Source organism: Luteimonas changyuni (assembly GCF_039548395.1).
In the GTDB taxonomy this organism is placed as follows: Bacteria; Pseudomonadota; Gammaproteobacteria; order Xanthomonadales; family Xanthomonadaceae; genus Luteimonas.
On sequence record NZ_JBCLUZ010000029.1, the window covers coordinates 1 to 21,894 of the forward strand.

The window sequence follows — 21,894 nt, forward strand, 5'->3', positions numbered from 1 at the left end:
GGAGGCAGGGGGGATGCCCAGAGCCGGCCATGGATGGCCGGCGGCCGGAACTGGGAGCAGGATGCGCATATTCCGGCTGGGCATCCCCCCTGCCTCCACGGCGGGCAGCGCACTCCCTCCCGCGGAAGACGACCAGCGGGGCGTATCACCCGAAAGCCCCACGCAATCGGGAGAAGGACCTTTCTTTCGCCCGGCCAGCAAGGTTCTGGAAAATCGGCGCAACGCCCCCATCCAAGGGGCTGGTAGGCTGGTTGATCGCCCACCCCCTCCTTCCCCCGGAATACCCGATGGCGCTCGACCTCATCCGCATCCGCGGAGCACGTACCCACAATCTCAAGGACATCAGCCTCGACCTGCCGCGCGACCGATTGATCGTCGTCACCGGACTGTCCGGGTCCGGCAAGTCCTCGCTCGCGTTCGACACGATCTACGCCGAGGGCCAGCGCCGCTACGTCGAGTCGCTGTCGGCCTACGCGCGCCAGTTCCTGAGCGTGATGGACAAGCCCGACATCGACCACATCGAAGGCCTCTCGCCGGCGATCGCGATCGAGCAGAAGTCGACCTCGCACAATCCGCGCTCGACGGTGGGCACCATCACCGAGATCTACGACTACCTGCGCCTGCTCTACGCCCGCGTCGGCCAGCCGCGCTGCCCGGACCACCACTACCCGCTCGAGGCGCAGACCGTCAGCCAGATGGTCGACCAGGTGATGGCCCTCGGCAGCGACCCGGCGCGTGCCGAGCAGCGCTGGATGCTGCTGGCACCGGTCGTGCGCGAGCGCAAGGGCGAGCATGCCCAGGTCTTCGAGCAGCTGCGCGCGCAGGGCTATGTGCGCGTGCGCGTGGACGGCGCCGTGCATGAAATCGACGCGGTGCCGCCGCTGGCGCTGCGCCAGAAGCACACCATCGAGGCCGTGATCGACCGCTTCCGCGTGCGCGATGACATGCAGCAGCGCCTGGCGGAATCCTTCGAGACCGCGCTAAAGCTGGGCGACGGCATGGCCGAAGTGCGCCCGCTCGACGATGCCTCGGCCGAGCCGCTGCTGTTCTCCTCGCGCTACAGCTGCCCGGTCTGCGACTACGCGCTGCCCGAACTCGAGCCGCGCCTGTTCTCGTTCAACGCGCCCGCCGGCGCCTGCCCGACCTGCGACGGCCTGGGCGTCAGCCAGTTCTTCGACCCGGGGCGCGTGGTGGTGCATCCCGAGCTGTCGCTGGCGGCCGGCGCCGTGCGCGGCTGGGACCGCCGCAACCACTATTATTTCCAGCTCATCGCGTCCCTGGCGCGGCACTATGGTTTCGACGTCGACAGCCGCTGGCAGGAGCTGCCGGAAGCGGTCCGCCAGGCGGTGCTGTTCGGCAGCGGCGGTGAGCGGATCCCCTTTACCTACGTGACCGAGAGCGGCGTGCGCAGCAAGCGCAGCCACGCCTTCGAGGGCATCGTCCCCAACCTCGAGCGCCGCTACCGCGAGACCGAATCCTCGGCGGTGCGCGAGGAGCTGTCCAAGTACATCAGCGAACAGCCCTGCCCCGACTGCGGCGGCGCGCGCCTGAACCGTTCGGCGCGCAACGTGTTCGTGGCGGAGCGCGCGATGCCGTCGATCGTGGTCCTGCCGATCGGCGAGGCGCTGCAGTTCTTCACCGGTCTCGAATTGCCCGGCTGGCGCGGCGAAGTGGCCGAGCGCATCGTCAAGGAGATCCGCGAGCGCCTGGGCTTCCTGGTCGACGTCGGCCTCGATTACCTGACCCTGGAGCGCAAGGCCGACTCGCTGTCCGGCGGCGAGGCCCAGCGCATCCGACTGGCCAGCCAGATCGGCGCCGGCCTGGTGGGCGTGATGTACGTACTCGACGAGCCCTCGATCGGCCTGCACCAGCGCGACAACGAGCGCCTGCTGGGCACGCTCACCCGCCTGCGCGACCTCGGCAATACCGTGATCGTGGTCGAGCATGACGAAGACGCGATCCGCCTCGCCGACCACATCGTCGACATCGGCCCCGGCGCCGGCGTGCACGGTGGCGAGGTGGTGGCCCAGGGCAGCTACGAGGACATCCTCGCCGCGCCACGTTCCCTGACCGGCCAGTATCTGTCCGGCAAGCGCCGGATCGAGATCCCGGCCACCCGCCACGCGCCGAATCCCAAGCTGGAACTGCGCCTGCTCGGTGCCAGCGGCAACAACCTCAAGGGCGTCGACCTGGTCATCCCCAACGGGCTTTTCACCGTGGTCACCGGGGTTTCCGGCTCGGGCAAGTCCACCCTGATCAACGACACCCTGTACGCCCTGGCGGCCAACGAGATCAACGGCGCCTCGCATACCCCGGCGCCGTTCCGTTCGGTCGAGGGCCTGGACCTGTTCGACAAGGTGGTCGACATCGACCAGTCGCCGATCGGGCGTACGCCGCGATCCAACCCGGCCACCTATACCGGCCTGTTCACGCCGCTGCGCGAGCTGTTCGCGCAGGTGCCCGAATCGCGCGTGCGCGGCTACGGCCCCGGCCGCTTCAGCTTCAACGTCCGCGGCGGCCGCTGCGAGGCCTGCCAGGGCGACGGCCTGATCAAGGTCGAGATGCACTTCCTGCCCGACATCTACGTGCCCTGCGACGTCTGCGGCGGCAAGCGCTACAACCGCGAGACGCTGGAGATCCGCTACAAGGGCCTCAACATCCACGAGGTGCTGGAGCTGACGGTCGAGGCCGCGCTGGATCTCTTCCACGCCGTGCCGACGCTGGCCCGGAAGCTCGAGACCCTCACCGACGTCGGCCTGGGCTACATCCGCCTCGGGCAGTCGGCGACAACGCTGTCCGGCGGCGAGGCGCAGCGGGTGAAGCTGTCGAAGGAGCTCTCGCGCCGCGACACCGGGCGCACGCTGTACATCCTCGACGAGCCCACCACCGGCCTGCACTTCCACGACATCGACCATTTGCTCGGCGTGCTGCACAAGCTGCGCGACGACGGCAACACGGTGGTGGTGATCGAGCACAACCTGGACGTGATCAAGACCGCCGACCGGGTGATCGACCTCGGGCCCGACGGCGGCCACCGCGGCGGCGAGATCATCGCCCAGGGCACGCCCGAGGAAGTCGCGGCGATGCCGCAGTCGCATACCGGGCGCTTCCTGGCGAAGCTCCTGGCCGAACACGCGGTGCGCTCCGGAGCGCCGGTGGTCGGCGAGGCGCCGCGCCCACGCTCGCGCGGAAAGACCGGAACCCCCACCCGTCGCCGCAAGGCCAGGGACATCACATGAACCGCGAACCCGCCGAACACGGCAAGCTGCTCCACCGCCTGCCCATCGAACTGCGCTGGCGCGACCTCGACGCCTTCAACCACGTCAACAACTCCAACTTCATGACCTACCTGGAGGAGGCGCGGATCCGCTGGTTCGAATCGTTGGGCACCGAGTGGGTCACCGACGCCACCGCCCCGCTGCTGGCGGCGGTGCAGATGAACTACCGCCAGCCAATCCCCTATCCCGGCTCGATCGTGGTCGAACTCACCGCCGACCGCGTCGGCACCAGCAGCGTCACGCTCGGCCACCGCATCACCAGCGCGGACGGCGCGGTGCTGCACGCCGATGGCCACGTGGTGATGGTCTGGATCGACCGCGCCAGCGGCCGCCCGACGCCGCTGCCCGAAGTCGTACGGACGATCGCGGCCGGCTGAGTCCGCCGCCCCTGCAGGCGCGGCAGCGCTCAGGCCGTGCCGGCTTCGTCTGCGCCGCCACGCAGGCCATGGCGATTCATCAGCCTGTACAGCGTGACCCGCGAAATCCCGAGATCGCGCGCCGCCGCCTGAAGGTGGCCGCCGTTGCGGACCAGGGCACGCTCGATCGCCACCCGCTCGCCCTCCAGGCGCGCTTCGCCCAGGGTCTGCAGGCTCACGCCGGCATCGTGCAGGCGCAGGTCGCGGGCGGTGATGCGCGCCCCCTCGGCCATCACCACCGCTTGGCGCACGCGATTGACCAGCTCGCGGACGTTGCCGGGCCAGGGATGGTCGTGCAGCGCACGCAGGGCGTCACGGGTGAAGCCGCGCACCCGGCTGCCACCCTCTCCTGCGTGCCGCGCAAGCGCCCAGACCGCGAGCAGTGCGATGTCGCTCCCACGCTGGCGCAGGGGCGGCATCTGCAGTTCGATCACGCGCAGGCGGTGATACAGGTCCTCGCGAAAGCGCCCCTTCTCCACCGCGGACTCCAGGTCGACGTGGGTCGCACAGATGATGCGTGCGTCCACGCCGATGTCCTCGTGGCCGCCCAGGCGCTGGATCGTGCCCTGCTCCAGGAAGCGCAGCAGCGAAGCCTGTGATTCCAGCGGCAGGTCCCCGATCTCGTCGAGGAACAGCGTGCCGCCGTCGGCATGTTCGAAGCGCCCGCGCTTGCGCTGGCTGGCGCCGCTGAATGCACCGCGTTCGAAGCCGAACAGCTCGGACTGCACCAGGCTTTCGGGGATCGCGCCGCAGTTGATCACCACCAGCGGCGCACCGTGCCGTTCGGAATGGCGATGGATCGCCGCTGCCGCGAGCTCCTTGCCGGTGCCGGTCTCGCCACCGATGCAGACCGGGGCCGCGGTCATCGCCGCCCGCTGCAGCTGGCGGTAGAGGGCGTGCATCACCGGGCTGTCGCCGATCATGCCGTCGGGCGTCGGGACCGGACGCAGTCCGACGCGGCTGCAATCCTCCAGCCGCGCCATGCCACAGGCGTGGCCGAGCACGGTCGCCAGCAGCAGGCCGTCGCAGGGCAGCACCACGTAGTCGTGGCAGTGGTCGCGGACCAGCTGGCGCACCGGGTCCAATCGCACCTGCCCAGAGGCAAGGCCGGCCACCCAGCCCCGGCCACCACCGGCCAGGACTTCACTGATGTGCTGCAGGCGGCGTGCCGAGAACGGATCGCAGCCCCGGAGGTCGAGCAGACCGGCGTGCCAGGCGTCGTCGCCATCGGCGTCAAGCGTCGGGATGACGCCCGTCCGGGGCACCATCCGCGGCCGCCAGCCACGCGCCTCAAGACCTTCGGGCAACGCCTCGACCAGTCCGCCGTCGGCGACCACCCAGTGGATGAACTCCCGCACTCCTGTGCAACCAGGCATTCGTCTCGCGCTGCACCCGCCCCCCTGCGGATGGCCTCCGTCGGTGTCCACCCCATCCAACGCCGAGGCAGGGGGCGGCCGGACATCCATCCGGCTGAACGGGGCGCCCGGGCTCAGAACCGGATCGGCAGTCGCGCCACCAGGGTCACGTCCGGGGTATCGCGGGTCATGCCTGCGCCCAGTGCGATGTTGATGCTCGTGCGATCGCTGATGCGGTACGTGCCACCAAGCAGCAGCGTGCCCAGCACCACGCGCACCGAACCCGGCAGGTCGCTGCCGTTCTGGCGCGAGCGCTGGACCATGCTGTGGTCATAGCCGATGCTGATCGCGGCGCGGTCGTTCAGGGCCAAGCCGACACCGAGGTTGAAGCCGAAGATGTCGCCGGCATCGATCTCGCCCAGGAACTCGGTCGTGGTTTGCGGGAAACCTTCCGGCGCGCCGCTGAGCGTCGTGCGCGAGACATCCTCACGGGCGAAGTTGTGCAGGTAGCTCAGGCTGCCGAAGAACACCACCGGGTCGGATGCGTACATCCAGGTGACGCCAGGCTGCAGCGCCGCGAAGCCGCTGCCGGTGGGCAACTCCAGGGGCAGCCCGGTGCCGGTGGCGTTGGCCACGCAGCGCGTGATGCAGTCGGTGGTGACCTCGAACAGGTCCTTGCCGGTGCGCGTCTTGTAGCGCAGCCACACGACGTAGAACGGCCTGTCCGCGCCCTTGTTCGGCAGCTGGTAGCGCGCGGTCAGCTCGAGGTCGCCGAGGCCGCTGCCATCCGCGCTGAAGACGCTGTCCTGCGCGGATCCGGTGAATATCTCCCGGCTCACCGTGTCGCCCCGGATGTACATGTAGGGGACCTTGAGTTCGAGCTCGAAGCGGTTGCCGACGCCATAGCGCGCAGCCAGCCCCGCGGTCACGCCGGTGGTCTTGACCTGGCGCACGTCGATCAGGCCGATCAGGATCGCCGGGATCACGGTGTACCCGATCAGCGCCACGCGGTCGTTGGAGTAGTAGCCGGTCTGCAGCGACGGCTCCAGGATCAGCGTCCCGGCCGGCGTCAGGACGCCGGGCTGGTCGAAAATCTGCGCCACCTCCGGGGGCCGGGTCGCTTCTTCCGGCGCTTGCCCGACCGGCATCGGTTCGCCTTGCTGCTGCGCCGCGGCCGCGGCTGCCGCGCCCGTGGCCGGCGCCGCCACGGGCAGCGCGCCCGCCAGCCCGCCGCGCGCGCGCAGCGCGTCGAGCTGCCACACATCGACGCCATTGGTGTCCGTCTCCCAGTCCGCCTGCCGGCCCGAGAGATAACTGCGCAGCGCCTCGATCTCCCGCGCCTGCACATCCAGGCGGGCCTCGAGCGCGCTGATGCGGCCTTCGGTGTCCTCGGGCGCCGCGGCCACTGCAGCCACCTGCGGCCACGCCGGCAGCGGCATCGCCAGCGCGGCGGCCAGCAGCGCGATTCCCCTCCATCCCCCGGCACCCATCAGGGTGTTCCCGCCGCCGACAGGCCCGAGCGGCCAAGGGCATCGTTGAAGTTGATCGCCTGCAGCAGGCCCAGCGTGTTGCTTGCCGCATCGATGGTGGTGGACACGCGGATGTGCACGCCGTCCAGGGTGTTCTGGAGCACCAGGCCGGCACCCGCGCCCGCGCCGCCGGCATCGAAGGTATTTCCCGGACCCACCTGCACCACGTGCACCTGGCGCAGCTGCGCGAGCTCCTGCGCCTGCGCCGGAGTGATGCGCGCGACGTCGGGGATGTCGATGCGCAGCGATGCGACCAGCTCGCCGTCGACCCAGGCCAGCCGCTCGAAGCCGAACGAGACCACCAGCCCCGAAGGCAGGGCGAAGCCGCCGCGCATCGCGTCAAGCCTGGCCGCATCCAGCGGCGTCCAGGTGTCCGGCAGTCCGGTTCCCGAGGCGCTGGCCTGCGACGGCCAGCCGACGGCCGCCAGCGCAAGCAGCGCGGTGACCAGCAGCTGCCACCCGATCCGGCTTGCGATTGCGCTTGGGCTCTTCATGATCAGATGTCCCCGGGGCCGCGACGGCGGATGACCACGTCCTGCAGCCCCTGCCGCTGGACCGCGGTGGCCAGGGGCGCCAACGGCGCCAGGCGCCAGTCGCGCGGATGGTTGAAGGCCGCCAGTGCGCGGCGGTTGTGGACGACGAACAGCACCCGGTTGTCCCACAGCCGGTCGAATTCGCGCCGCGGCAGCAGCCTGGTCCCGCGTGCCGGATCGCCAACGAGCACGCGCCCGTGGCGCATGCCCTTCACCACGACGAAATGCCGGTAGCCGCGGTCGTTCAGCAGGACGATCGCGGGCAGGCCTTCTTCCAGCAGGCGGTCGAGTGGCACTTCGAAGCCGTCGGCCGCGTAGCCCTGCGCCTGCAGGTACGCACGCATGTCCAGCATCGAGAAGCCTTCGCGTCGGATCCGGGCCTGGTCCCCGCGCTCGTACATGTGCCGGAACACGTCGGCCTCGCCGACCGACTGGCCGTACTGGAACGTCAGCAGCGTCGCCACGGACGCCGAGCCACAGCTGTAGTCGTACTGCTGCGGGATGGTGGTGCGATAGCGCGCGGCCTTCAGGCTGGTGACCTGCATCGAGTAGCTGCCGCCATAGGGCACGCGCACCTCGGCCCGCCCGGCCAGCGCCGCGCCCGGAAGCACCGCCAGCCCCACGATGCAGGCGACCGCCAGCCAGAGTCCGCTTGCGGCGCCTGCGCGGGTCACGGACCGGACCCGCCGAGCTGCACGTTGACCGCGGTGCCGTTCTGGATCAGGACATTGGCACCGCTGTTCTGGATGACGGTGTTGATGCCCGCGGCGTTGCCGAACGCACCGCCGGTGACGGTGTTCGGACCGCCGACGGTCCCGACCGCGGTGTTGCCGTCGACCTGGCCCTGGTTGTCGGTATGGACCACGGTGGTGATGGTGGAGTCACCGCCGCGCAGGGTCTGCAGGGCGGGAACGGAGACCGCCTGCCCGAAGCCTTCCACAGGCACCGGTGCGGTGGACGACGATGCCAGCGCGAGCGCGCCGGCGAGGACAGGAATCACGATGACAGGCATGGCAGCCTCCTTGACCGGATCAGGCAGCACACCGCGGGCATGCACCCGCGATGCGCGCCCGTGCCCGGATTACGGACCGCTGGTGCCGAGGTTCAGGTTGGCCTGGACCGTCACGCCCTGCTGGATCAGGGAAGATGCGCCGCTGTTCTGCGCCATGACCATGATGCCCGCGGCCGCGTTCGCCGAACCGTCCATCGAGTTGGACATGTCGAAGGCGCCGCCGTCGGCCCAGCTGGTGCCGCCCGCGCCGCCCGCGCCGCCCGCGCCGCCGGTCCCGGCACCGCCCGTCGCCGAGCCGCCCGCGCCGTCGCCACCCGCGCCGCCGGTACCGGCCATGGCCGTCGCGTCGCCGCTGCTGCCCGAGTTGTCGGCCGTGGTGTCGCCACCGGTCGCGCTGGCGTCAGCCATCGCGTCGCTGTCGCCCGACGCACTGTCCCCGATGGCAGCAGTGGAATCGCCCGATGCCGAGCCGGCAGCGCCAAGCGCACCAGCGAGGCCCGCTGCGGCGGCATCACCGTCGCGCGCGCTGATCGCACCGGCGTCACCACTGGAGCCGCCCTCGCCGCCGTCACCACCGCCAGCCAGGGCAATGCCGCCCAGGCCCGCACCACCGGCACCACCGGCACCACCATCGGCACTGCCGCCGTTGAGCGCGACGTTGCCCAGCACCAGCACGCTGTTGCCAGTCACCGTGCCCAGGAGGTTGGTTTCCGCGACCGCCGTGGAGGTGTTGAACGAGCTCGCGATGCTCGTGGAGGCCGTGCTGCCGTTGTTCGCCGAGGCGTTGGACATGCCGATGCCCGCCGCGCTGCCGGCGTTGTCGCGGCTGTCGCCGCTGCTGTTGTCTTCGGTATTGCTGGCGTTGTTGTCGCCGCGTCCGGTTTCGGTCTGATCCTGTGCCGATGCCTGGGCGGACAGGCCGATGCCAAGCAGCACCGCTGCTGCCAACATGCTCTTGTGGATGCGCATTGTCGTTCTCCTGGGGGGATGTCGCGCCAGCGCACAAGGGGGAGGTGCAGCACGCCGGTGCGACCCTGCCTTACGCAGGTTTGGTGCCAATCCAAAGAGGGTTACGCAAGCAATTGATAAGGCTGGATTTTTCGAGCCCGGGTCGCTGCTGGCCGCGGCCATGCCGCATTCATCGGCATCGACCGGCAAGGAAGTGATGCATCGCTGCAACATGTCGCGGCGCGCCACGCCCGGAGGCGCGCGACCAGGTGCGCTGGACCCGCAGCGGACATGGGCCGACGCCTGCGGAAAACGCAGCTGCCCGATGTTTCATTCCTGAGAATCGCGCCCCGGTGTCCGTCCGGCGCCCGGCCCTCGACCTCAGCGCGCGTTGGCGGCGCGCACCTCGAAATCGGCACCGATGCTGCGGCCGTCGGCGAGGGTGAATTCGACGCGTGCCGAGCCACCGCTCTGCAGCGGCGCCACCGGACGCATCAGCATCAGGTGCAGGCCGCCCGGCTGCAGTACCGCTTCGCCGTCCGCGGCCACGGCCAAGCGAGGCACTTCGCGCATCCTGCTGACGCCATCGACAACCCGGGTTTCATGCAGCTCGACGCTTGCGAACGCGTCGCTGTGCGCGCTGACGATTTCGACGCCGGTCGCGCACGGATTCTCGATGCGGGCGAAGCCCGCCATCATCGGCATCGGCATCGGCGGCGAACGCAGCCAGCCCTCGACCACGCGCGGGGCGCAGGCGTCGGGATCGGCGGCGGCTTCGGAGTCATTGCCAACAGGGCCGGACGCGAACGCGCCTGCGGTGGCTGCACACAGCAGCATGGCGGGAACGAGCGTGCGTAGGAGACTGGTCATGCACCTATGATAGCCATTCACTCCGGCGCGGACCCGACGACGCATGACAGCATTCATCGAAACCATCGACCACGGCGCGATCACCGAACTCAGGCTCGCGCGCGCTCCGGTCAACGCGCTCAATCCCGAACTCTGCCGCGCGCTGGCAGCAGCCGTGACCGCGGCCGTCGACGCCGGCGCGCAGGGCCTCGTGCTGTCGGGCGGCGAGAAGGTGTTCTCCGCAGGGCTCGACGTACCGCACCTCATGTCGCTGCAGTCGCGCGAAGCGCTGGGCGCGGCCTGGACCGGCTTCCTCGACGCCGCGCGCACGCTGGCAGCATCGAAGGTGCCCGTGGCCGCGGCGATCACCGGCCACTCTCCGGCCGGCGGCTGCGTGCTCGCCCTGTGCTGCGACTACCGGGTGATGGCCGAAGGGCCGTTCCGCATCGGCCTCAACGAAACGCAGGTTGGCCTGGTCGCGCCCGATGGCATCCAGCACCTGATGCGCCGCGTGATCGGTCCGCATCGCGCCGAGCGCATGCTCGTGGGTGGCGAGCTGGTCGAAAGCACGCGCGCCTACGAGATCGGACTGGTCGACGAACTCGCCGCTCCAGGCGAGGTGGTGGCGCGCGCCCGCGCCTGGCTGGAAGCGCTGCTGGCGCTGCCGCGCCGGCCGGTGCTGCACACGCGCGCGATCGCACGCGCCGACCTGCTCGCCGCGCTGGCGCCGGAGCGCATCGACATCGATACCTTCGTCGACGCCTGGAACGATCCGGATACCCAGGCCGGCCTGCGCGCGCTGGTGGCGCGGCTGGGCAAATAGCGCGGCGCTCAGTCCTTGCCGGTGGCGACCGGACGCGCGGGGTCTTCGATCCACCCGCTCCACGAGCCGGCGTACAGCCCGGCGCCATCCAGCCCGGCATGCGCCATCGCCAGCAGGTGATGGCAGGCGGTCACGCCGGAGCCGCACATCGCCACCACGCGCGCAGGGGCGTCGTTGCCCAGCAGCGCGCTGAACTCTTCGGCCAGCACGCCGCGCGGCTTGAAGCGGCCGTCGACCAGATTGAGCGCGTAGGGCCTCGACGTCGCGCCCGGCACGTGTCCGGCGCGCGCGTCGATGGGCTCGATCTCGCCGCGGAAACGCTCGCCGCCACGGGCGTCAAGCAGCCGGCCACCGGTGGCAAGATGGGCTTCGACACGCTGGCCATCGAACAGCCGTGCACGGTCGAAGGCCACCGGATACGGCGCGGTCGGCGGCGCGTGCGGAATGGCGCTGTCCAGCGGCAGGCCTTCCGCGCGCCAGGCGGCCAGGCCACCGTCGAGCACCGCCACCCGGGCGTGCCCGGCCAGGCGCAGCAGGCACCAGGCGCGCGCGGCGAACGCACCGTCTGCGGCGTCATAGGCGACCACCTGGTGAGCGGGGGTAATGCCAAGCGCGGCAAGCGTGCGCCCGAACTCCGTGGCGTCGGGCCAGGGGTGGCGACCGGCGCCCGGCAAGTGCGACCCGGACAGGTCGCGGTCCAGGTGGACGTAGAGCGCACCCGGCAGGTGGCCATCGCGCCACGCCGCCTCGCCGGCCGCGGGGTCGGCGAGCGAGAAGCGCGCGTCCAGCAGCACCAGCATCGGGTCTCCAAGACAGGCGGCCAACTCCACGGGCGAGACCAGGGTGCTCCAGTCCGGCGTTGCATTCATGGCAGGCCTCCGGCGGCCAGCAGGCGCTGGCGCAGGTTGTAGAGGATCGACGCCGTCGCGCCCCAGACGCGCTGGCCCGGTGCGGCATCGTGGCGATGGTATTCGAGCACGTGGCGCTCGCGCCCAAGGTAGTTGATCACGATGCGGTCGAGGTTCTCGGGGGCCATCAGCCACGCCAGCGGCAGGCTGAACACCTCCGCCACCTCACCCGGCCGCGGACGCGGCTCGAAGCCCGTCGGCACCCGCGCCACCACCGGCAGCACCCGGAAGCCGGAGACGGTCGCCAGCGGATCCAGATAGCCGAGCACGCGCGCATCCGCGGGCCGCAGGCCGATTTCCTCGTCGGCTTCGCGCAGTGCGGCGGCGAGCGGACCGGCATCACCCGGATCCACCCGCCCGCCGGGAAAGCTGACCTGCCCGCCGTGCTGGCGCAGGCCATCGTGGCGCCGGGTCAGGATGACGCTGGTCTCGCCTTCGCCGACCAGCGGCACCAGCACCGCGGCATCCGCCAGCGCGGCGTGCGCCGGAAGCAGATCGCTCAGTTCGTCGAGGTTCCAGGCCGGCCCGGCGGGTACCGCGCTCAGCGGACCCAGCGCGGCCTGCAGCGCGGCGTCGGCGGGCATGCCGGCCATCAGCCCCGGCGCGCCTCGCGCTCCGGCAATACCGAGTCCATGAGGTGCTCGCGCTCAGCGTCGTCCATCGCCAGCCAGCCCGCGATCTCGTCGCCGGTCCGCAGGCAGCCGTCGCAGAAGCCGTGCGGATCAAGGGTACATACGCCGGTGCAGGGGCTCTGCACTGCGCGGAAGGCGGTGTTCATCGCGGTATCCGGATCGTGGCGCGGGCCCCGGACACGAACGCGCCGGCACGGGGCCGGCGCGTCCTTGGAGCAGCAGCGTGCGCGGCGGAGGCCGCGCAGCTGGACAAGGGGCGCCGTCGGCGCCCCGCGGTCACTTGACGCTGACCAGCTTGACGTCGAACACCACCGCCTGGTTGGCCATGCGGCCGGCGCGGATGTCATTGCCATAGGCCTTGTCGCCCGGCAGCACCACTTCCCAGCGCGAACCGGCCGGCATCTGCAGCAGCGCCTCGCGCAGGCCGTCGAGCGGCACCTGGCTGACCTTGAGCTCGACCGGGCCCGGGGTCTGGCCCTGCGGCACCTGGTTGGTGTCGATCAGCACGGTGCCGTCGGGCAGCGAGCCCTTGTACGTCAGCGCGACGTCGCTGGCCTGCGTCGGCTTGGCGCCGTTGCCGGTTTCGATCACGCGGTACTGGACGCCGCTGGCCAGGGTCTTCACGCCGGGCTTGGCCTTGTTCTGGGCAAGGAAGCTGTCGCTCTCCGCCTTGTTGGCGTCGGACACCTTCTTGAACTCGGCTTCCATCTTCGCCTGCTGGCGCTTCTGCATGTTCTCGACGGCAGTGCGCAGCTGGTCGACGGCGACCACGGGGTCCTTCTTGCCGTAGGCATCCTGCAGCGCCTTGACGACGGTATTGATGTCGATGGCTTCGCCGCGCTCGGTCAGCTCCGCGAGCTCCGCGCCCGTGTTGTAACCGATCGCATAGCTGAGCTTTCCCTTCTCAGAGGTGGTGTCCTGGGCTGCGGCGGTGCCGGCAACCAGGGTGGTGGCCGCAAGGGCGATAGCGAGCAGGCGCAACTTCATTCGTGGGACTCTCCGGAATTGCCGATTGGTTGGGTCCAAGATGCGGCAGGGCGGCCTGGCCGCCCCGTCTGGACACGTTAGGATACCGGCCCCAGTGCTTAACCGCCACTGACACCGTCCACTCCGACCCCGCGCGGCGACAGAAGTTCCGCCCGGCCCGACACCGAGGATTCCATGTCCGAACTCATCCTGGCCGCCGACCACGGCGCCGTCCGCGTCCTCACCGTCAACCGCCCCGACAAGCTGAATGCGTTGAACCGGGGCACACTCGAGGCCCTGCAGCTTGCATTCGATGCCGCCGCGGCCGACGACGGTGTCCGCGCCGTGGTGCTCACGGGCAGCGGCGGCAAGGCCTTCGTCGCCGGCGCGGACATCGCCGAGATGTCGGCGCTGAGCGCCGTGCAGGCGCGCGATTTCTCGCTGGTCGGCCAGCGCCTGATGCGGCGCATGGAGCGCATGCCCAAGCCGGTGGTGGCGATGGTCAACGGCTTCGCGCTGGGCGGCGGGCTGGAGCTGGCGATGTGCTGCCACCTGCGCATCGCCGCGGACACCGCGAAGCTCGGCCTTCCCGAAGTCACCCTGGGCCTGCTGCCGGGCTTTGGCGGCAGCCAGCGCCTGCTGCGCCTGTCGGGCCGCGCCGCGGCGCTCGAACTCACCCTGCTCGGTGCGCCGGTGGATGCGGCCCGCGCCTTGCACCTGGGCATCGTCAACCGCGTGGTGCCGGCTGCGGAGCTCGAAGCCGAAACCATGGCGCTGGCCGCGAAGCTGGCCGGCAACGCACCGCTGGCGATGCGCGGCATCCTCGACGCGATCCACGTCGGCGGCGAGTGCGCGATCGACGACGGCCTGGAGTACGAGAGCGCGCAGTTCGGCCTCGCCTTCTCCACCGAGGACGCGCGCGAAGGCATGGGCGCGTTCCTCGAGCGCCGCAAGCCGGCGTTCACCGGCCGCTGAGCGGGGCATGTCCGGGCGTGACGCCACCCGCGATCCCGTTGGCCACGGCGGCCGCACCTATCCGACCGGCGACCCCGGTCAGGTAGAACACGGTGCCGGCGCGGATGCGCCGGATGCCGTGCAGGCCCGGCGCCTCTGCGACCTGCTGTGCGAAGACCAGTTGGACGCGGCGATCGATGGCGGCCTGGCGCGCTTCCAACCGCTGCCCGCGCTCGATGCCGCCTGCAACGCCATGCTGTCGGCCGCCCGCGACCGGCTGCTTGCGGCCTGGGCGGCGCGTGAGCGGTATCGCGCCCGCGACGCACGCCTGGAACGCATCGCCACGGAGCGCTTGCGCGCCCGCGGCGGGCTGCCGGCAGGCCATCCTGCAAACGAGGCGGCCGCGGGCGAAGCAGCTGCCGGCGGTGCAGCGCAGTCCGGCCACGGCATGAGCACCGACACTGGCGTTGGCACACTCCCGGCGCCCTCCCGCCCCGCCCTGCCCGCCGCGGCGGCCGCGGCGCTGGCACGCGCCAGGGCGCGCGCATCGGGCCAGCAGCCGTGAGCGCCGTTCCCGAGCGGCGCGGCCGGATCATGCCCAATGCCGACGTGCGCGAGATGTTCGCGCGCCTGCAAGCGCTCAACCCGAAGCCGGTCACCGAGCTCGAGTACGCCTCGCCCTATGAACTGCTGGTGGCGGTGACGCTGTCGGCGCAGGCCACCGACGTCGGCGTCAACAAGGCCACCCGGCGACTGTTCCCGGTTGCCAACACGCCTGCGGCCATCGCCGCACTCGGCGAGGACGGGCTGAAGCGCTACATCAGCACCATCGGCCTGTACAACGCCAAGGCCGCCAACGTGGTCGCGATGGCGAAGCTGTTGATCGAACGCCACGGCGGCGAAGTGCCGCGCACGCGCGAGGAGCTCGAAGCGCTGCCGGGCGTGGGCCGCAAGACCGCCAACGTGGTGCTCAACACGGCCTTCGGCGAACCGACGATGGCGGTCGATACCCATATCTTCCGCGTCTCCAACCGCACCGGCCTGGCCCACGGCAGGAACGTCCGCGCGGTGGAGGACCGGCTGCTGAAGCGGGTGCCGGCAGACTACCTGCTGGACGCCCACCACTGGCTGATCCTGCACGGCCGCTACGTGTGCAAGGCGCGGCGCCCGGAGTGCGGACCCTGCGTCATCCGCGACCTGTGCACGTATCCCGACAAGACGCCTGTTGACGGCCGGCCTGTTGACGGCACGCCTGCGGACGAGGCGAAGCCCGGCGCCTGAGCGCCGGGTGTCGCACTGGACTCAGCGCGCCGCCGTCCAGGTCACGGTGACGTTGGGCTGCAGCGGCAGCACGGTCTTGCTGGAGAAGCGCTGCGCATCGGGACCGGTCCAGCTGCAGGCCGATGGCGACGACCAGGGGCCGAGGTAGCACACCGGCCACAACAGCGTTGAGGCCACCGGCTCGCCGCCGACCTGCTCGCTGGAGAACCGCCACTGGCGCGAAGCATCCGCCGCGGCATCGGCCATCGCGCGCGAGACGGTACCGGTGGCGGCGTGCACGTCGGCATCCTTCACCGAGCCGTCGGCGGCGACCTCCAGCCGCAGCACCACCATGCCCTCGTTGCCGGCGAGCTGGTCGCGCATCGGGTATTCGGGTGGTGTCATCGCCGCCAGCGCCGGCCCGGTGGTGGCGGACACCACCTCGTGGCCACCGCCTGCGGCCTCGTCGACCACGACGCGGAGGAAGGTGCGCGAGGCGCCGTCGGCCGCACCGGAGTTGAACACCCAGTCGCGGATCTCCGCGGCCAGGGCGGACGTGGTGGGGCCGGGCGCGCTGCCGTGGGGCTCGAGGCTTGCGATGCGGCCGTCGGCGTCGAGCTCGACCGCGTAGGTGTAGACCTGCTGGGTCGACTGTGGCGCGGTGTCGGCCGCGGTGGCGGCGAACGGAAGGGCCACGGAGAGGAGAAGGGGGATTGCGATCCGCTGCATGTCGGTGCTCCTGCGCACGAAGCGCCTGTAGGTGATGCGGTGATCACACTACGCGCGGCGCTGCGTTGGGTTACACCTCGATGACAAAGCATCTTTCGATTGATGAGCGGTGCAAATACTCCGACAAGCGGTCGGTCACCGGTGCGGCCCGACTCGCAGCCACTTGGTCGCCACCCACTTTTCGCCCTCGATCACCGGTGCGCCGCCATGCAGGCTGCCGGTCATCGGATGCGGTCGATCGTAGGCGAAGAACACCGCGTTGCCCTTGACCGCCGCGACTTCAAAGCGGGCGTCGGGAAACGTGGTCGCACCACCGCAGTCGGGCGTATTGAGGTACATGACGATCGAGGCCACGCGCTGGCCGCCACGCGACAGCGCCACGTGTGCGCCGGGGCGGTCGGGATCGAAGTAGTCGTAGTGCGGCCTGTACTGCGCACCCGGGCCGTAGCGCAGCAGCTGCAGGCCTTCGCCGTTCTCGAGCGGCCAGTCGACCAGCGCCGCCAGGCGGCGTTCGATGCGCGCACAGAGCGCATTCTCGCCGCGGCTGAAGAACGTGCCTTCGCTGCTCCGCGCCTCGTGCGACTCGTCGGCGCCGGTGTCCGGGTTGAACACCGCCGAGGGTCGCAGGCGCTGCCGCCCCATTTCCACCAGGGCGTCGCACTCCGCATCCGACAGCACGCTGCCAAACACCACCACGCGCGGATGCAGCATGTTCGCCAGCACCGGCACACGCCGGTCCCCGGCATCGATCAACGACGGACCGTTCATCACGATCGGCGCGGGCACCCGTTCCGGCGGCGGCAGGTCGTTGGCGCGCGCATGGGCGTCGAGGTGCCCGCGCATCGCATCCTCGAGCGCGGCGACGGCATCGTCCTCCGCCCAGCCACGCGCGACCATCGAGGCCACCACGTCCTCTGGCGACGCGCCCGACTGCACCTGTCCCAGCAGCCACTGCAGCAGCGCGTGATCGATCACCGGTGTGTCCATGGTCATGCCCGTGAGGAATCGCCGGATGGAGCAGACACCGGGCACATGACCGCGCGATGACAGCCGTCTTCCGGATGTCACGCGATTGCCATGCATGAGCACTCGCCGCCGTGCGACTTGTCCCTGAAAGAAAGCTGTAACGGGACGCCCCTAGCCTTCATTTCCGATTCATCCGGAACGCAGCGGACGCCGCCCATCCAGGGGCGAGCAACGGCCGCGGTTCCATCGCTGCGTTCGCAGTCCATTCCTCCCGGAGACCCAACCGATGTCCATGCGCCATAGTTCCAAGGCCCTCCTCATGACCTTTGGCGCGGTGCTCGCGCTCAGTGCCTGCGGTGGCGGTGCCGACCGCGTCGCTTCGCCCGGCGAGGGCGCATTCCCGCCGCCGCCGACCACTCCGCCGCCCCCGCCGCCGACCACTCCGCCGCCGCCTCCGCCGCCGCCGACCAGTGGTCCGGCCGAGAACTGCCCGGAGGGCTTCAGGAACATCGGCACCATCGCCGACTTCCGCGCCTGCGAACTGCCGGAGCGGATCATCGGTGAACTCACGGTCCCGAAGGCTGCCGGCACCGTCTACGCCATCAATGGTGCCGTCCACGTCGGCGAGGACATGGGTGGCGACCCGGCCGCTCCGAGGGCCGGTGCGCGCGAAGGCATCCTCAACATCGAGCCGGGCGTGACCGTGTACGCCTCCGCCGGCCCCGACGCCCTGGTCGTCAACCGCGGCTCGAAGATCTATGCGCTCGGCACCGCCGAGCAGCCGATCATCCTGACCGCGAAGATCGACGTCGAAGGCAATGCCGACGCCGAGACCGACGGTCGCTGGGGCGGCCTGGTGCTCGCCGGCCGTGCGCCGGTCAACACCTGCATCGGCGACTTCGAGCCGGGCAGCGCAGCCTGCGAGACCAGGATCGAGGGCGGTGACCTCGGCATGTACGGCGGCAATTCGACCACCGACAACTCCGGCACCGTGCAGTACATGCAGATCAAGTACTCCGGCTTCGCCTTCTCCGGCGGCAACGAGCTGCAGGGCCTGACCATGGGCGGCGTCGGCAGCGGCACCACCATCGAGTACGTGCAGGTCCACAACAGCTCCGACGACGGCATCGAGATCTTCGGCGGCTCGGTCAACGCGCGCCGCATCGTGGTCACCGGCGCCAGCGATGACAGCCTCGACATCGACTCCGGCTGGAACGGCGGCGTGCAGTTCGGCGTGGTGGTCCAGCGCGACAGCACCGGCGACAACATGAACGAGTGGTCCGGCACCAACAGCAGCAACCCCATCCCGCTCACGCCCGAGCAGTACTCGAACCCGCAGGTCGCGAACTTCACCTACGTCGGCCGTGCCGGCGGCAGCAGCGGCAACGGCTCCGGCTTCACCGTCAACCTCGGCAGCCGCGCGGAGATCTACAACACCGTGGTCACGCGCAAGGCCGGCGGCACGGGCAAGGGCCTGACCTGCCTGAGCATCGAGCACGTGCCGGAGCGCGGCAGCACCGCCGTCCTCGAGTCGGTCTTCTTCGCCTGCCCGAACAACTTCAACAACGCAGACGCGGAAGCCGCCTTCACTGCCGGCACCAACACCGTTGCGGGCAATTCGACCCTGACCGGCGTGTTCGTCAACGGCGCCAACGAAAGCGCCGTACCGGCAGTCGCGAACCTGGCGAGCAAGCACAGCTTCTTCGAGCAGGTCGACTACATCGGTGGCGTGAAGGATTCGAGCGACACCTGGTGGCAGGGCTGGACCTGCGGCCTGACGGCCGACGCGTCCTGCTGATCGGGCCCGTCGCTGCAACAAGGGGCGGCCCGCACGGCCGCCCCTCCCCATGCCCGGCCCCGTAAACCGCACAGCCCAAGGTCACTTTATGAAGCGCATTCCGTCACGCAGCGTCCTCTTCGTCGCGATCACCACTCTCATCGCATGCCAGGGCGCGTGGGCCCGGCAGCCTGAAGCGCCCGGCGGCCAGTCCGTGGTGCCGTCCCAGGCCACGATCGTGCAGGCCACGATCGCCCAGTCGGCTGCCACGGCCGCCCAGCCGACGCCGGAACAGCCGGTCCAGCTCGACGCCGTCGAGGTGCGTGGCGAATACATTCCCGAGCCGATGCTGCAGACGGCCGAGGTCGCATCGTTCGTCCAGCGCGAAGACTTCGAACGCACCGGCGACGCCGACGCGGCCGCCGCCCTGCAGCGCGTGTCCGGCGTAAGCATCGTCGGCGACAAGTTCGTCTACGTCCGCGGCCTTGGCGAGCGCTACTCCTCGGCGCTGTTCAACGGTTCCCCGCTGCCCAGCCCCGAACCCATGCAGCGCGTGGTGCCCCTGGACCTGTTCCCGGCCGAAGTGCTGCAGGGCATGACCGTGCAGAAGACCTATTCGGTCAAGTATCCCGGCGAGTTCGGCGGCGGCGTGATCGACCTGCAGTCGCTCAACATCCCCGACGCGCCTTTCTTCAAGCTCAGCGTGGGCGGTGGCTTCAACGACAACACCACCATGGAGAAGGGCCTGACCTATTACGGCGGTGGCGACGACGACTTCTGGGGCTACGACGACGGCACCCGCAAGATCCCGCGCGCGCTCCAGGACGCCATCGGCACCGGCAAGCGGGTCGACCGCAACAACTTCAGCAACGAGGAACTCGCGACGATCGGCCGCAGCCTCGAAAACGCCAGCGTCAACGTGCTGCAGGAAAACGACAGCATCGACCCGGACGTCAACTTCGGCTTCAGCGCCGGCTGGTCCGCCGACATGGGCGACGACGCCCGCATCGGCTTCGTCGCCGTGGCCGGCTTCGAAAACGAGTGGCGCACCATCTTCGGCGACCAGGAGCAGGGCGTATTCCTCGGTCCCGACCTGGAAACGCTTGCCTACGGCAACGACTACGAGTTCCTTTCCACCCGCAACAACGCCCGCGTCAACGCGCTGCTCGGCGCCGGCTACGAGTGGGGGAACAACAGGATCAACCTCACCACCCTGTACGTGCACGACACGCTCAAGGAAGCCCGCAGCCGCGCCGGCATGGACTACATCAGCAACTACGGCTACCGCAGGGACGACACCCGCTGGTTCGAGCGCGAGATGATCAACAACCAGGTCAGCGGCTCGCACGAGTTCGGCGAGTACGGCGACCTCAAGGTCGAGTGGCGCGCCGCCTGGGCACAGGCGACCCGTGACGTGCCCTACGAGAAGATGATCGGCTTCCGCGACGAAGGCGACGGCTACTGGGCCTACTCGGTCGGAAACCAGGAGAACTACACCCGCTTCAGCCAGGTCGACGACGAGGTCGCCAGCGGCGGCGTCGACGTCACCTGGCGCCTGCCGATCGAGCGCGACGTGACGCTGAGCGGCGGTGCTTCGTACATGGACAACGACCGCAACGCCTGGTCGCGTGAGTTCAGGTACTTCGCCGGTGACGGCCCCGGCAACGGCGCCACCCTGCCCCACTACTTCCCGTACCAGCGCCCCGACTACCTGTTCTCCGACTACAACCTGAGCCAGGGCTGGCTGCGGCTGGAGGAGACCACCGGCCTCGCCGGCCAGGCCGCCTACGACGCCACGCTCAAGGTGCTGGGCACCTACCTGCAGGTCGACGGCGAAATCACCCCCAGGCTGCGCGGCACCCTCGGCGTCCGCTACGAGGACGCGACACAGGCGGTGCACCCGTACGACATCTATACCGGTGTCCGCAGCGGCGCGCTGGCACCGCTGAAAAACGACTACGTCCTGCCCGCGCTCACCCTGACCTGGAACGTCGCGGAGAACCGGCAGGTCCGCTTCGGTGCCTCGCAGACCATCGCCCGGCCACAGTTCCGCGAGCTCTCGCCGCAGCTGTACACCGACCCCGAGAAGGATCGCCAGCTCTACGGCAACCCTTACCTTGTCGACAGCGAACTGACCAACTTCGACGCCCGCTACGAGTGGTTCTTCGGCTCGGGCGAATACTTCACCGCCGGCCTGTTCCACAAGCAGATCGACAAGCCGATCGAATCGATCATGTTCACCGGCGGTGGCGACGAGCTCTGGCAGACCTTCGTCAACGCGCCCGAGGCCACCGTGTACGGCGCCGAGCTGGAGTTCAAGAAGTACTTCGACCCCGGCATCGCCGCGGACTGGTGGGACGGCAATCGCCTGTACCTGGCCACCAACTACACCTGGACGGACTCCGAGGTGACCGCGGGCGCGAACGACACGGTCGCCCTGGACGGCGGCAGCGGCACCACGCAGCCCGCGCGCAGCCTGATCCTTGACGGCAGCCGGATGCAGGGCCAGTCGGAGCACATCGCCAACCTGCAGTTCGGCATCGAGAACACCGCGAAGGACCTGCAGGCCACGCTGATCGCCAACTACGTCAGCGAGCGCATCTCGGCGCGCGGCAACAACCTGCGCCAGGACGTCATGGAAGATCCGGGCCTGACGCTGGACCTCGTCCTGCGCAAGACCATGCGCTTCGGCGAGACGCCGGTGACCCTGGGCTTCGCGGCGCGCAACATCCTCGATACCGAGTACGACGAGTACATCGAGGGCGGCGGCGGCCAGAAGATCCACGTCCTGCGCTACGACCCGGGCGTGTCCTGGTCGTTCAGCGTCTCGACCGAGTTCTGACGAACCCTCTTCCCCCGCCTGCGGGAGTGTCCGGACGCGCGAGCCCTCTTCCTCCGCCCGCGGGGGAAGAGGGCGGAAGGGCAGGCGGGGCAACGTGGGGGCGTGTCCCGCCAAAGC

Annotated in this window: 18 protein-coding genes and 2 pseudogenes; 8 read left to right on the forward strand and 12 right to left on the reverse strand. The window is 70.0% G+C overall.

The annotated features are described in order from the left end of the window. Positions 1-287: 287 nt before the first annotated feature. Together uvrA and WCD84_RS10855 are read left to right on the forward strand one after the other, a co-directional pair. Positions 288-3,151, forward strand: a pseudogene (gene uvrA, locus WCD84_RS10850) (excinuclease ABC subunit UvrA); the annotation flags it as partial. Between the two features lie 84 nt (positions 3,152-3,235). Continuing rightward, on the forward strand, positions 3,236-3,655 hold the full coding sequence (locus WCD84_RS10855) for an acyl-CoA thioesterase (RefSeq protein ID WP_343253570.1): 420 nt from the start codon (positions 3,236-3,238) through the stop codon (positions 3,653-3,655). 29 nt (positions 3,656-3,684) lie between these two features. On the opposite strand, the gene WCD84_RS10860 is transcribed toward WCD84_RS10855, so the two are convergent. The 7 genes from WCD84_RS10860 to WCD84_RS10890 form a co-directional block, all read right to left on the reverse strand. Continuing rightward, complete coding sequence (locus tag WCD84_RS10860; protein WP_343281377.1) at positions 3,685-5,052, reverse strand: sigma-54 dependent transcriptional regulator; 1,368 nt, start codon at positions 5,050-5,052, stop codon at positions 3,685-3,687. A 131-nt stretch (positions 5,053-5,183) separates the two neighbouring features. Further along, entirely contained in the window at positions 5,184-6,539 is a 1,356-nt protein-coding gene (locus WCD84_RS10865; RefSeq protein WP_343281378.1) for an acetate kinase, read from the reverse strand. Continuing rightward, entirely contained in the window at positions 6,539-7,072 is a 534-nt protein-coding gene (locus tag WCD84_RS10870) for a hypothetical protein (protein ID WP_343281379.1), read from the reverse strand. The genes WCD84_RS10865 and WCD84_RS10870 overlap by 1 nt, the downstream gene beginning before the upstream one ends. A gap of 2 nt (positions 7,073-7,074) precedes the next feature. Then, positions 7,075-7,785 (reverse strand): C39 family peptidase, encoded by a 711-nt coding sequence (locus WCD84_RS10875; protein ID WP_343281380.1) that lies wholly within the window; start codon positions 7,783-7,785, stop codon positions 7,075-7,077. After that, positions 7,782-8,123 carry a hypothetical protein gene (locus WCD84_RS10880; RefSeq protein WP_343253575.1) on the reverse strand — a complete coding sequence of 114 codons (342 nt, stop codon included), beginning with the start codon at positions 8,121-8,123 and terminating at the stop codon, positions 7,782-7,784. The genes WCD84_RS10875 and WCD84_RS10880 overlap by 4 nt, the downstream gene beginning before the upstream one ends. A 69-nt stretch (positions 8,124-8,192) precedes the next feature. Then, complete coding sequence (locus WCD84_RS10885; RefSeq protein WP_343253576.1) at positions 8,193-9,092, reverse strand: hypothetical protein; 900 nt, start codon at positions 9,090-9,092, stop codon at positions 8,193-8,195. A 360-nt stretch (positions 9,093-9,452) separates the two neighbouring features. Then, positions 9,453-9,941 (reverse strand): copper chaperone PCu(A)C, encoded by a 489-nt coding sequence (locus WCD84_RS10890; RefSeq protein ID WP_343253577.1) that lies wholly within the window; start codon positions 9,939-9,941, stop codon positions 9,453-9,455. Positions 9,942-9,984: 43 nt separating this feature from the next. On the opposite strand from WCD84_RS10890, the gene WCD84_RS10895 reads away from it, so the two are divergent. Beyond that, a complete protein-coding gene (locus tag WCD84_RS10895; protein WP_343253578.1) occupies positions 9,985-10,743 on the forward strand; it encodes an enoyl-CoA hydratase/isomerase family protein in 759 nt (252 codons plus the stop codon). Positions 10,744-10,751: 8 nt separating this feature from the next. Here the strand turns inward: WCD84_RS10895 and WCD84_RS10900 are convergent, their stop codons facing one another. The 3 genes and pseudogenes from WCD84_RS10900 to WCD84_RS10910 form a co-directional block, all read right to left on the reverse strand. After that, the gene (locus tag WCD84_RS10900; RefSeq protein WP_343281381.1) at positions 10,752-11,612 is read right to left on the reverse strand and encodes a sulfurtransferase; all 861 of its coding nucleotides are present in this window, start codon (positions 11,610-11,612) and stop codon (positions 10,752-10,754) included. Then, positions 11,609-12,429: pseudogene (locus WCD84_RS10905) on the reverse strand (NUDIX hydrolase). The gene WCD84_RS10900 and the pseudogene WCD84_RS10905 overlap by 4 nt, the downstream one beginning before the upstream one ends. Positions 12,430-12,559: 130 nt before the next feature. After that, complete coding sequence (locus WCD84_RS10910) at positions 12,560-13,270, reverse strand: FKBP-type peptidyl-prolyl cis-trans isomerase N-terminal domain-containing protein (protein ID WP_343281382.1); 711 nt, start codon at positions 13,268-13,270, stop codon at positions 12,560-12,562. Positions 13,271-13,444: 174 nt separating this feature from the next. Here WCD84_RS10910 and WCD84_RS10915 point away from each other — a divergent pair, with 174 nt between their 5' ends. The 3 genes from WCD84_RS10915 to nth are packed head-to-tail and all read left to right on the forward strand — an operon-like array spanning position 13,445 to position 15,484. After that, positions 13,445-14,224 (forward strand): enoyl-CoA hydratase-related protein, encoded by a 780-nt coding sequence (locus WCD84_RS10915; RefSeq protein ID WP_343281383.1) that lies wholly within the window; start codon positions 13,445-13,447, stop codon positions 14,222-14,224. Between the two features lie 7 nt (positions 14,225-14,231). Then, positions 14,232-14,768 (forward strand): hypothetical protein, encoded by a 537-nt coding sequence (locus WCD84_RS10920; protein ID WP_343281384.1) that lies wholly within the window; start codon positions 14,232-14,234, stop codon positions 14,766-14,768. Positions 14,769-14,797: 29 nt separating this feature from the next. Beyond that, complete coding sequence (gene nth / locus WCD84_RS10925) at positions 14,798-15,484, forward strand: endonuclease III (protein WP_343253707.1); 687 nt, start codon at positions 14,798-14,800, stop codon at positions 15,482-15,484. Between the two features lie 21 nt (positions 15,485-15,505). Here the strand turns inward: nth and WCD84_RS10930 are convergent, their stop codons facing one another. Both WCD84_RS10930 and WCD84_RS10935 read right to left on the reverse strand, forming a co-directional pair. Further along, a complete protein-coding gene (locus tag WCD84_RS10930; protein WP_343253583.1) occupies positions 15,506-16,192 on the reverse strand; it encodes a TonB family protein in 687 nt (228 codons plus the stop codon). Between the two features lie 135 nt (positions 16,193-16,327). Next, entirely contained in the window at positions 16,328-17,179 is an 852-nt protein-coding gene (locus tag WCD84_RS10935; RefSeq protein ID WP_343253708.1) for a 2OG-Fe(II) oxygenase, read from the reverse strand. Between the two features lie 265 nt (positions 17,180-17,444). Between WCD84_RS10935 and WCD84_RS10940 the strand changes: the two genes are divergently transcribed. Both WCD84_RS10940 and WCD84_RS10945 read left to right on the forward strand, forming a co-directional pair. Then, positions 17,445-18,956, forward strand: a complete 1,512-nt coding sequence (locus WCD84_RS10940; protein ID WP_343281385.1) for a hypothetical protein — start codon at positions 17,445-17,447, stop codon at positions 18,954-18,956. 88 nt (positions 18,957-19,044) lie between these two features. Further along, positions 19,045-21,777, forward strand: a complete 2,733-nt coding sequence (locus WCD84_RS10945; protein ID WP_343281386.1) for a TonB-dependent receptor domain-containing protein — start codon at positions 19,045-19,047, stop codon at positions 21,775-21,777. Positions 21,778-21,894: the final 117 nt, after the last annotated feature.

Excerpts from the sequence above, each read along its gene's own strand:
- WCD84_RS10855 (WP_343253570.1), top strand. The coding sequence starts at position 3,236 with ATGAACCGCGAACCCGCCGAACACGGCAAGCTGCTCCACCGCCTGCCC.
- WCD84_RS10865 (WP_343281378.1), bottom strand. The coding sequence starts at position 6,539 with ATGGGTGCCGGGGGATGGAGGGGAATCGCGCTGCTGGCCGCCGCGCTG.
- WCD84_RS10870 (WP_343281379.1), bottom strand. The coding sequence starts at position 7,072 with ATGAAGAGCCCAAGCGCAATCGCAAGCCGGATCGGGTGGCAGCTGCTG.
- WCD84_RS10880 (WP_343253575.1), bottom strand. The coding sequence starts at position 8,123 with ATGCCTGTCATCGTGATTCCTGTCCTCGCCGGCGCGCTCGCGCTGGCA.
- WCD84_RS10885 (WP_343253576.1), bottom strand. The coding sequence starts at position 9,092 with ATGCGCATCCACAAGAGCATGTTGGCAGCAGCGGTGCTGCTTGGCATC.
- WCD84_RS10890 (WP_343253577.1), bottom strand. The coding sequence starts at position 9,941 with ATGACCAGTCTCCTACGCACGCTCGTTCCCGCCATGCTGCTGTGTGCA.
- WCD84_RS10895 (WP_343253578.1), top strand. The coding sequence starts at position 9,985 with ATGACAGCATTCATCGAAACCATCGACCACGGCGCGATCACCGAACTC.
- WCD84_RS10900 (WP_343281381.1), bottom strand. The coding sequence starts at position 11,612 with ATGAATGCAACGCCGGACTGGAGCACCCTGGTCTCGCCCGTGGAGTTG.
- WCD84_RS10910 (WP_343281382.1), bottom strand. The coding sequence starts at position 13,270 with ATGAAGTTGCGCCTGCTCGCTATCGCCCTTGCGGCCACCACCCTGGTT.
- WCD84_RS10915 (WP_343281383.1), top strand. The coding sequence starts at position 13,445 with ATGTCCGAACTCATCCTGGCCGCCGACCACGGCGCCGTCCGCGTCCTC.
- WCD84_RS10920 (WP_343281384.1), top strand. The coding sequence starts at position 14,232 with ATGTCCGGGCGTGACGCCACCCGCGATCCCGTTGGCCACGGCGGCCGC.
- nth (WP_343253707.1), top strand. The coding sequence starts at position 14,798 with ATGCCCAATGCCGACGTGCGCGAGATGTTCGCGCGCCTGCAAGCGCTC.
- WCD84_RS10930 (WP_343253583.1), bottom strand. The coding sequence starts at position 16,192 with ATGCAGCGGATCGCAATCCCCCTTCTCCTCTCCGTGGCCCTTCCGTTC.
- WCD84_RS10935 (WP_343253708.1), bottom strand. The coding sequence starts at position 17,179 with ATGGACACACCGGTGATCGATCACGCGCTGCTGCAGTGGCTGCTGGGA.
- WCD84_RS10940 (WP_343281385.1), top strand. The coding sequence starts at position 17,445 with ATGTCCATGCGCCATAGTTCCAAGGCCCTCCTCATGACCTTTGGCGCG.
- WCD84_RS10945 (WP_343281386.1), top strand. The coding sequence starts at position 19,045 with ATGAAGCGCATTCCGTCACGCAGCGTCCTCTTCGTCGCGATCACCACT.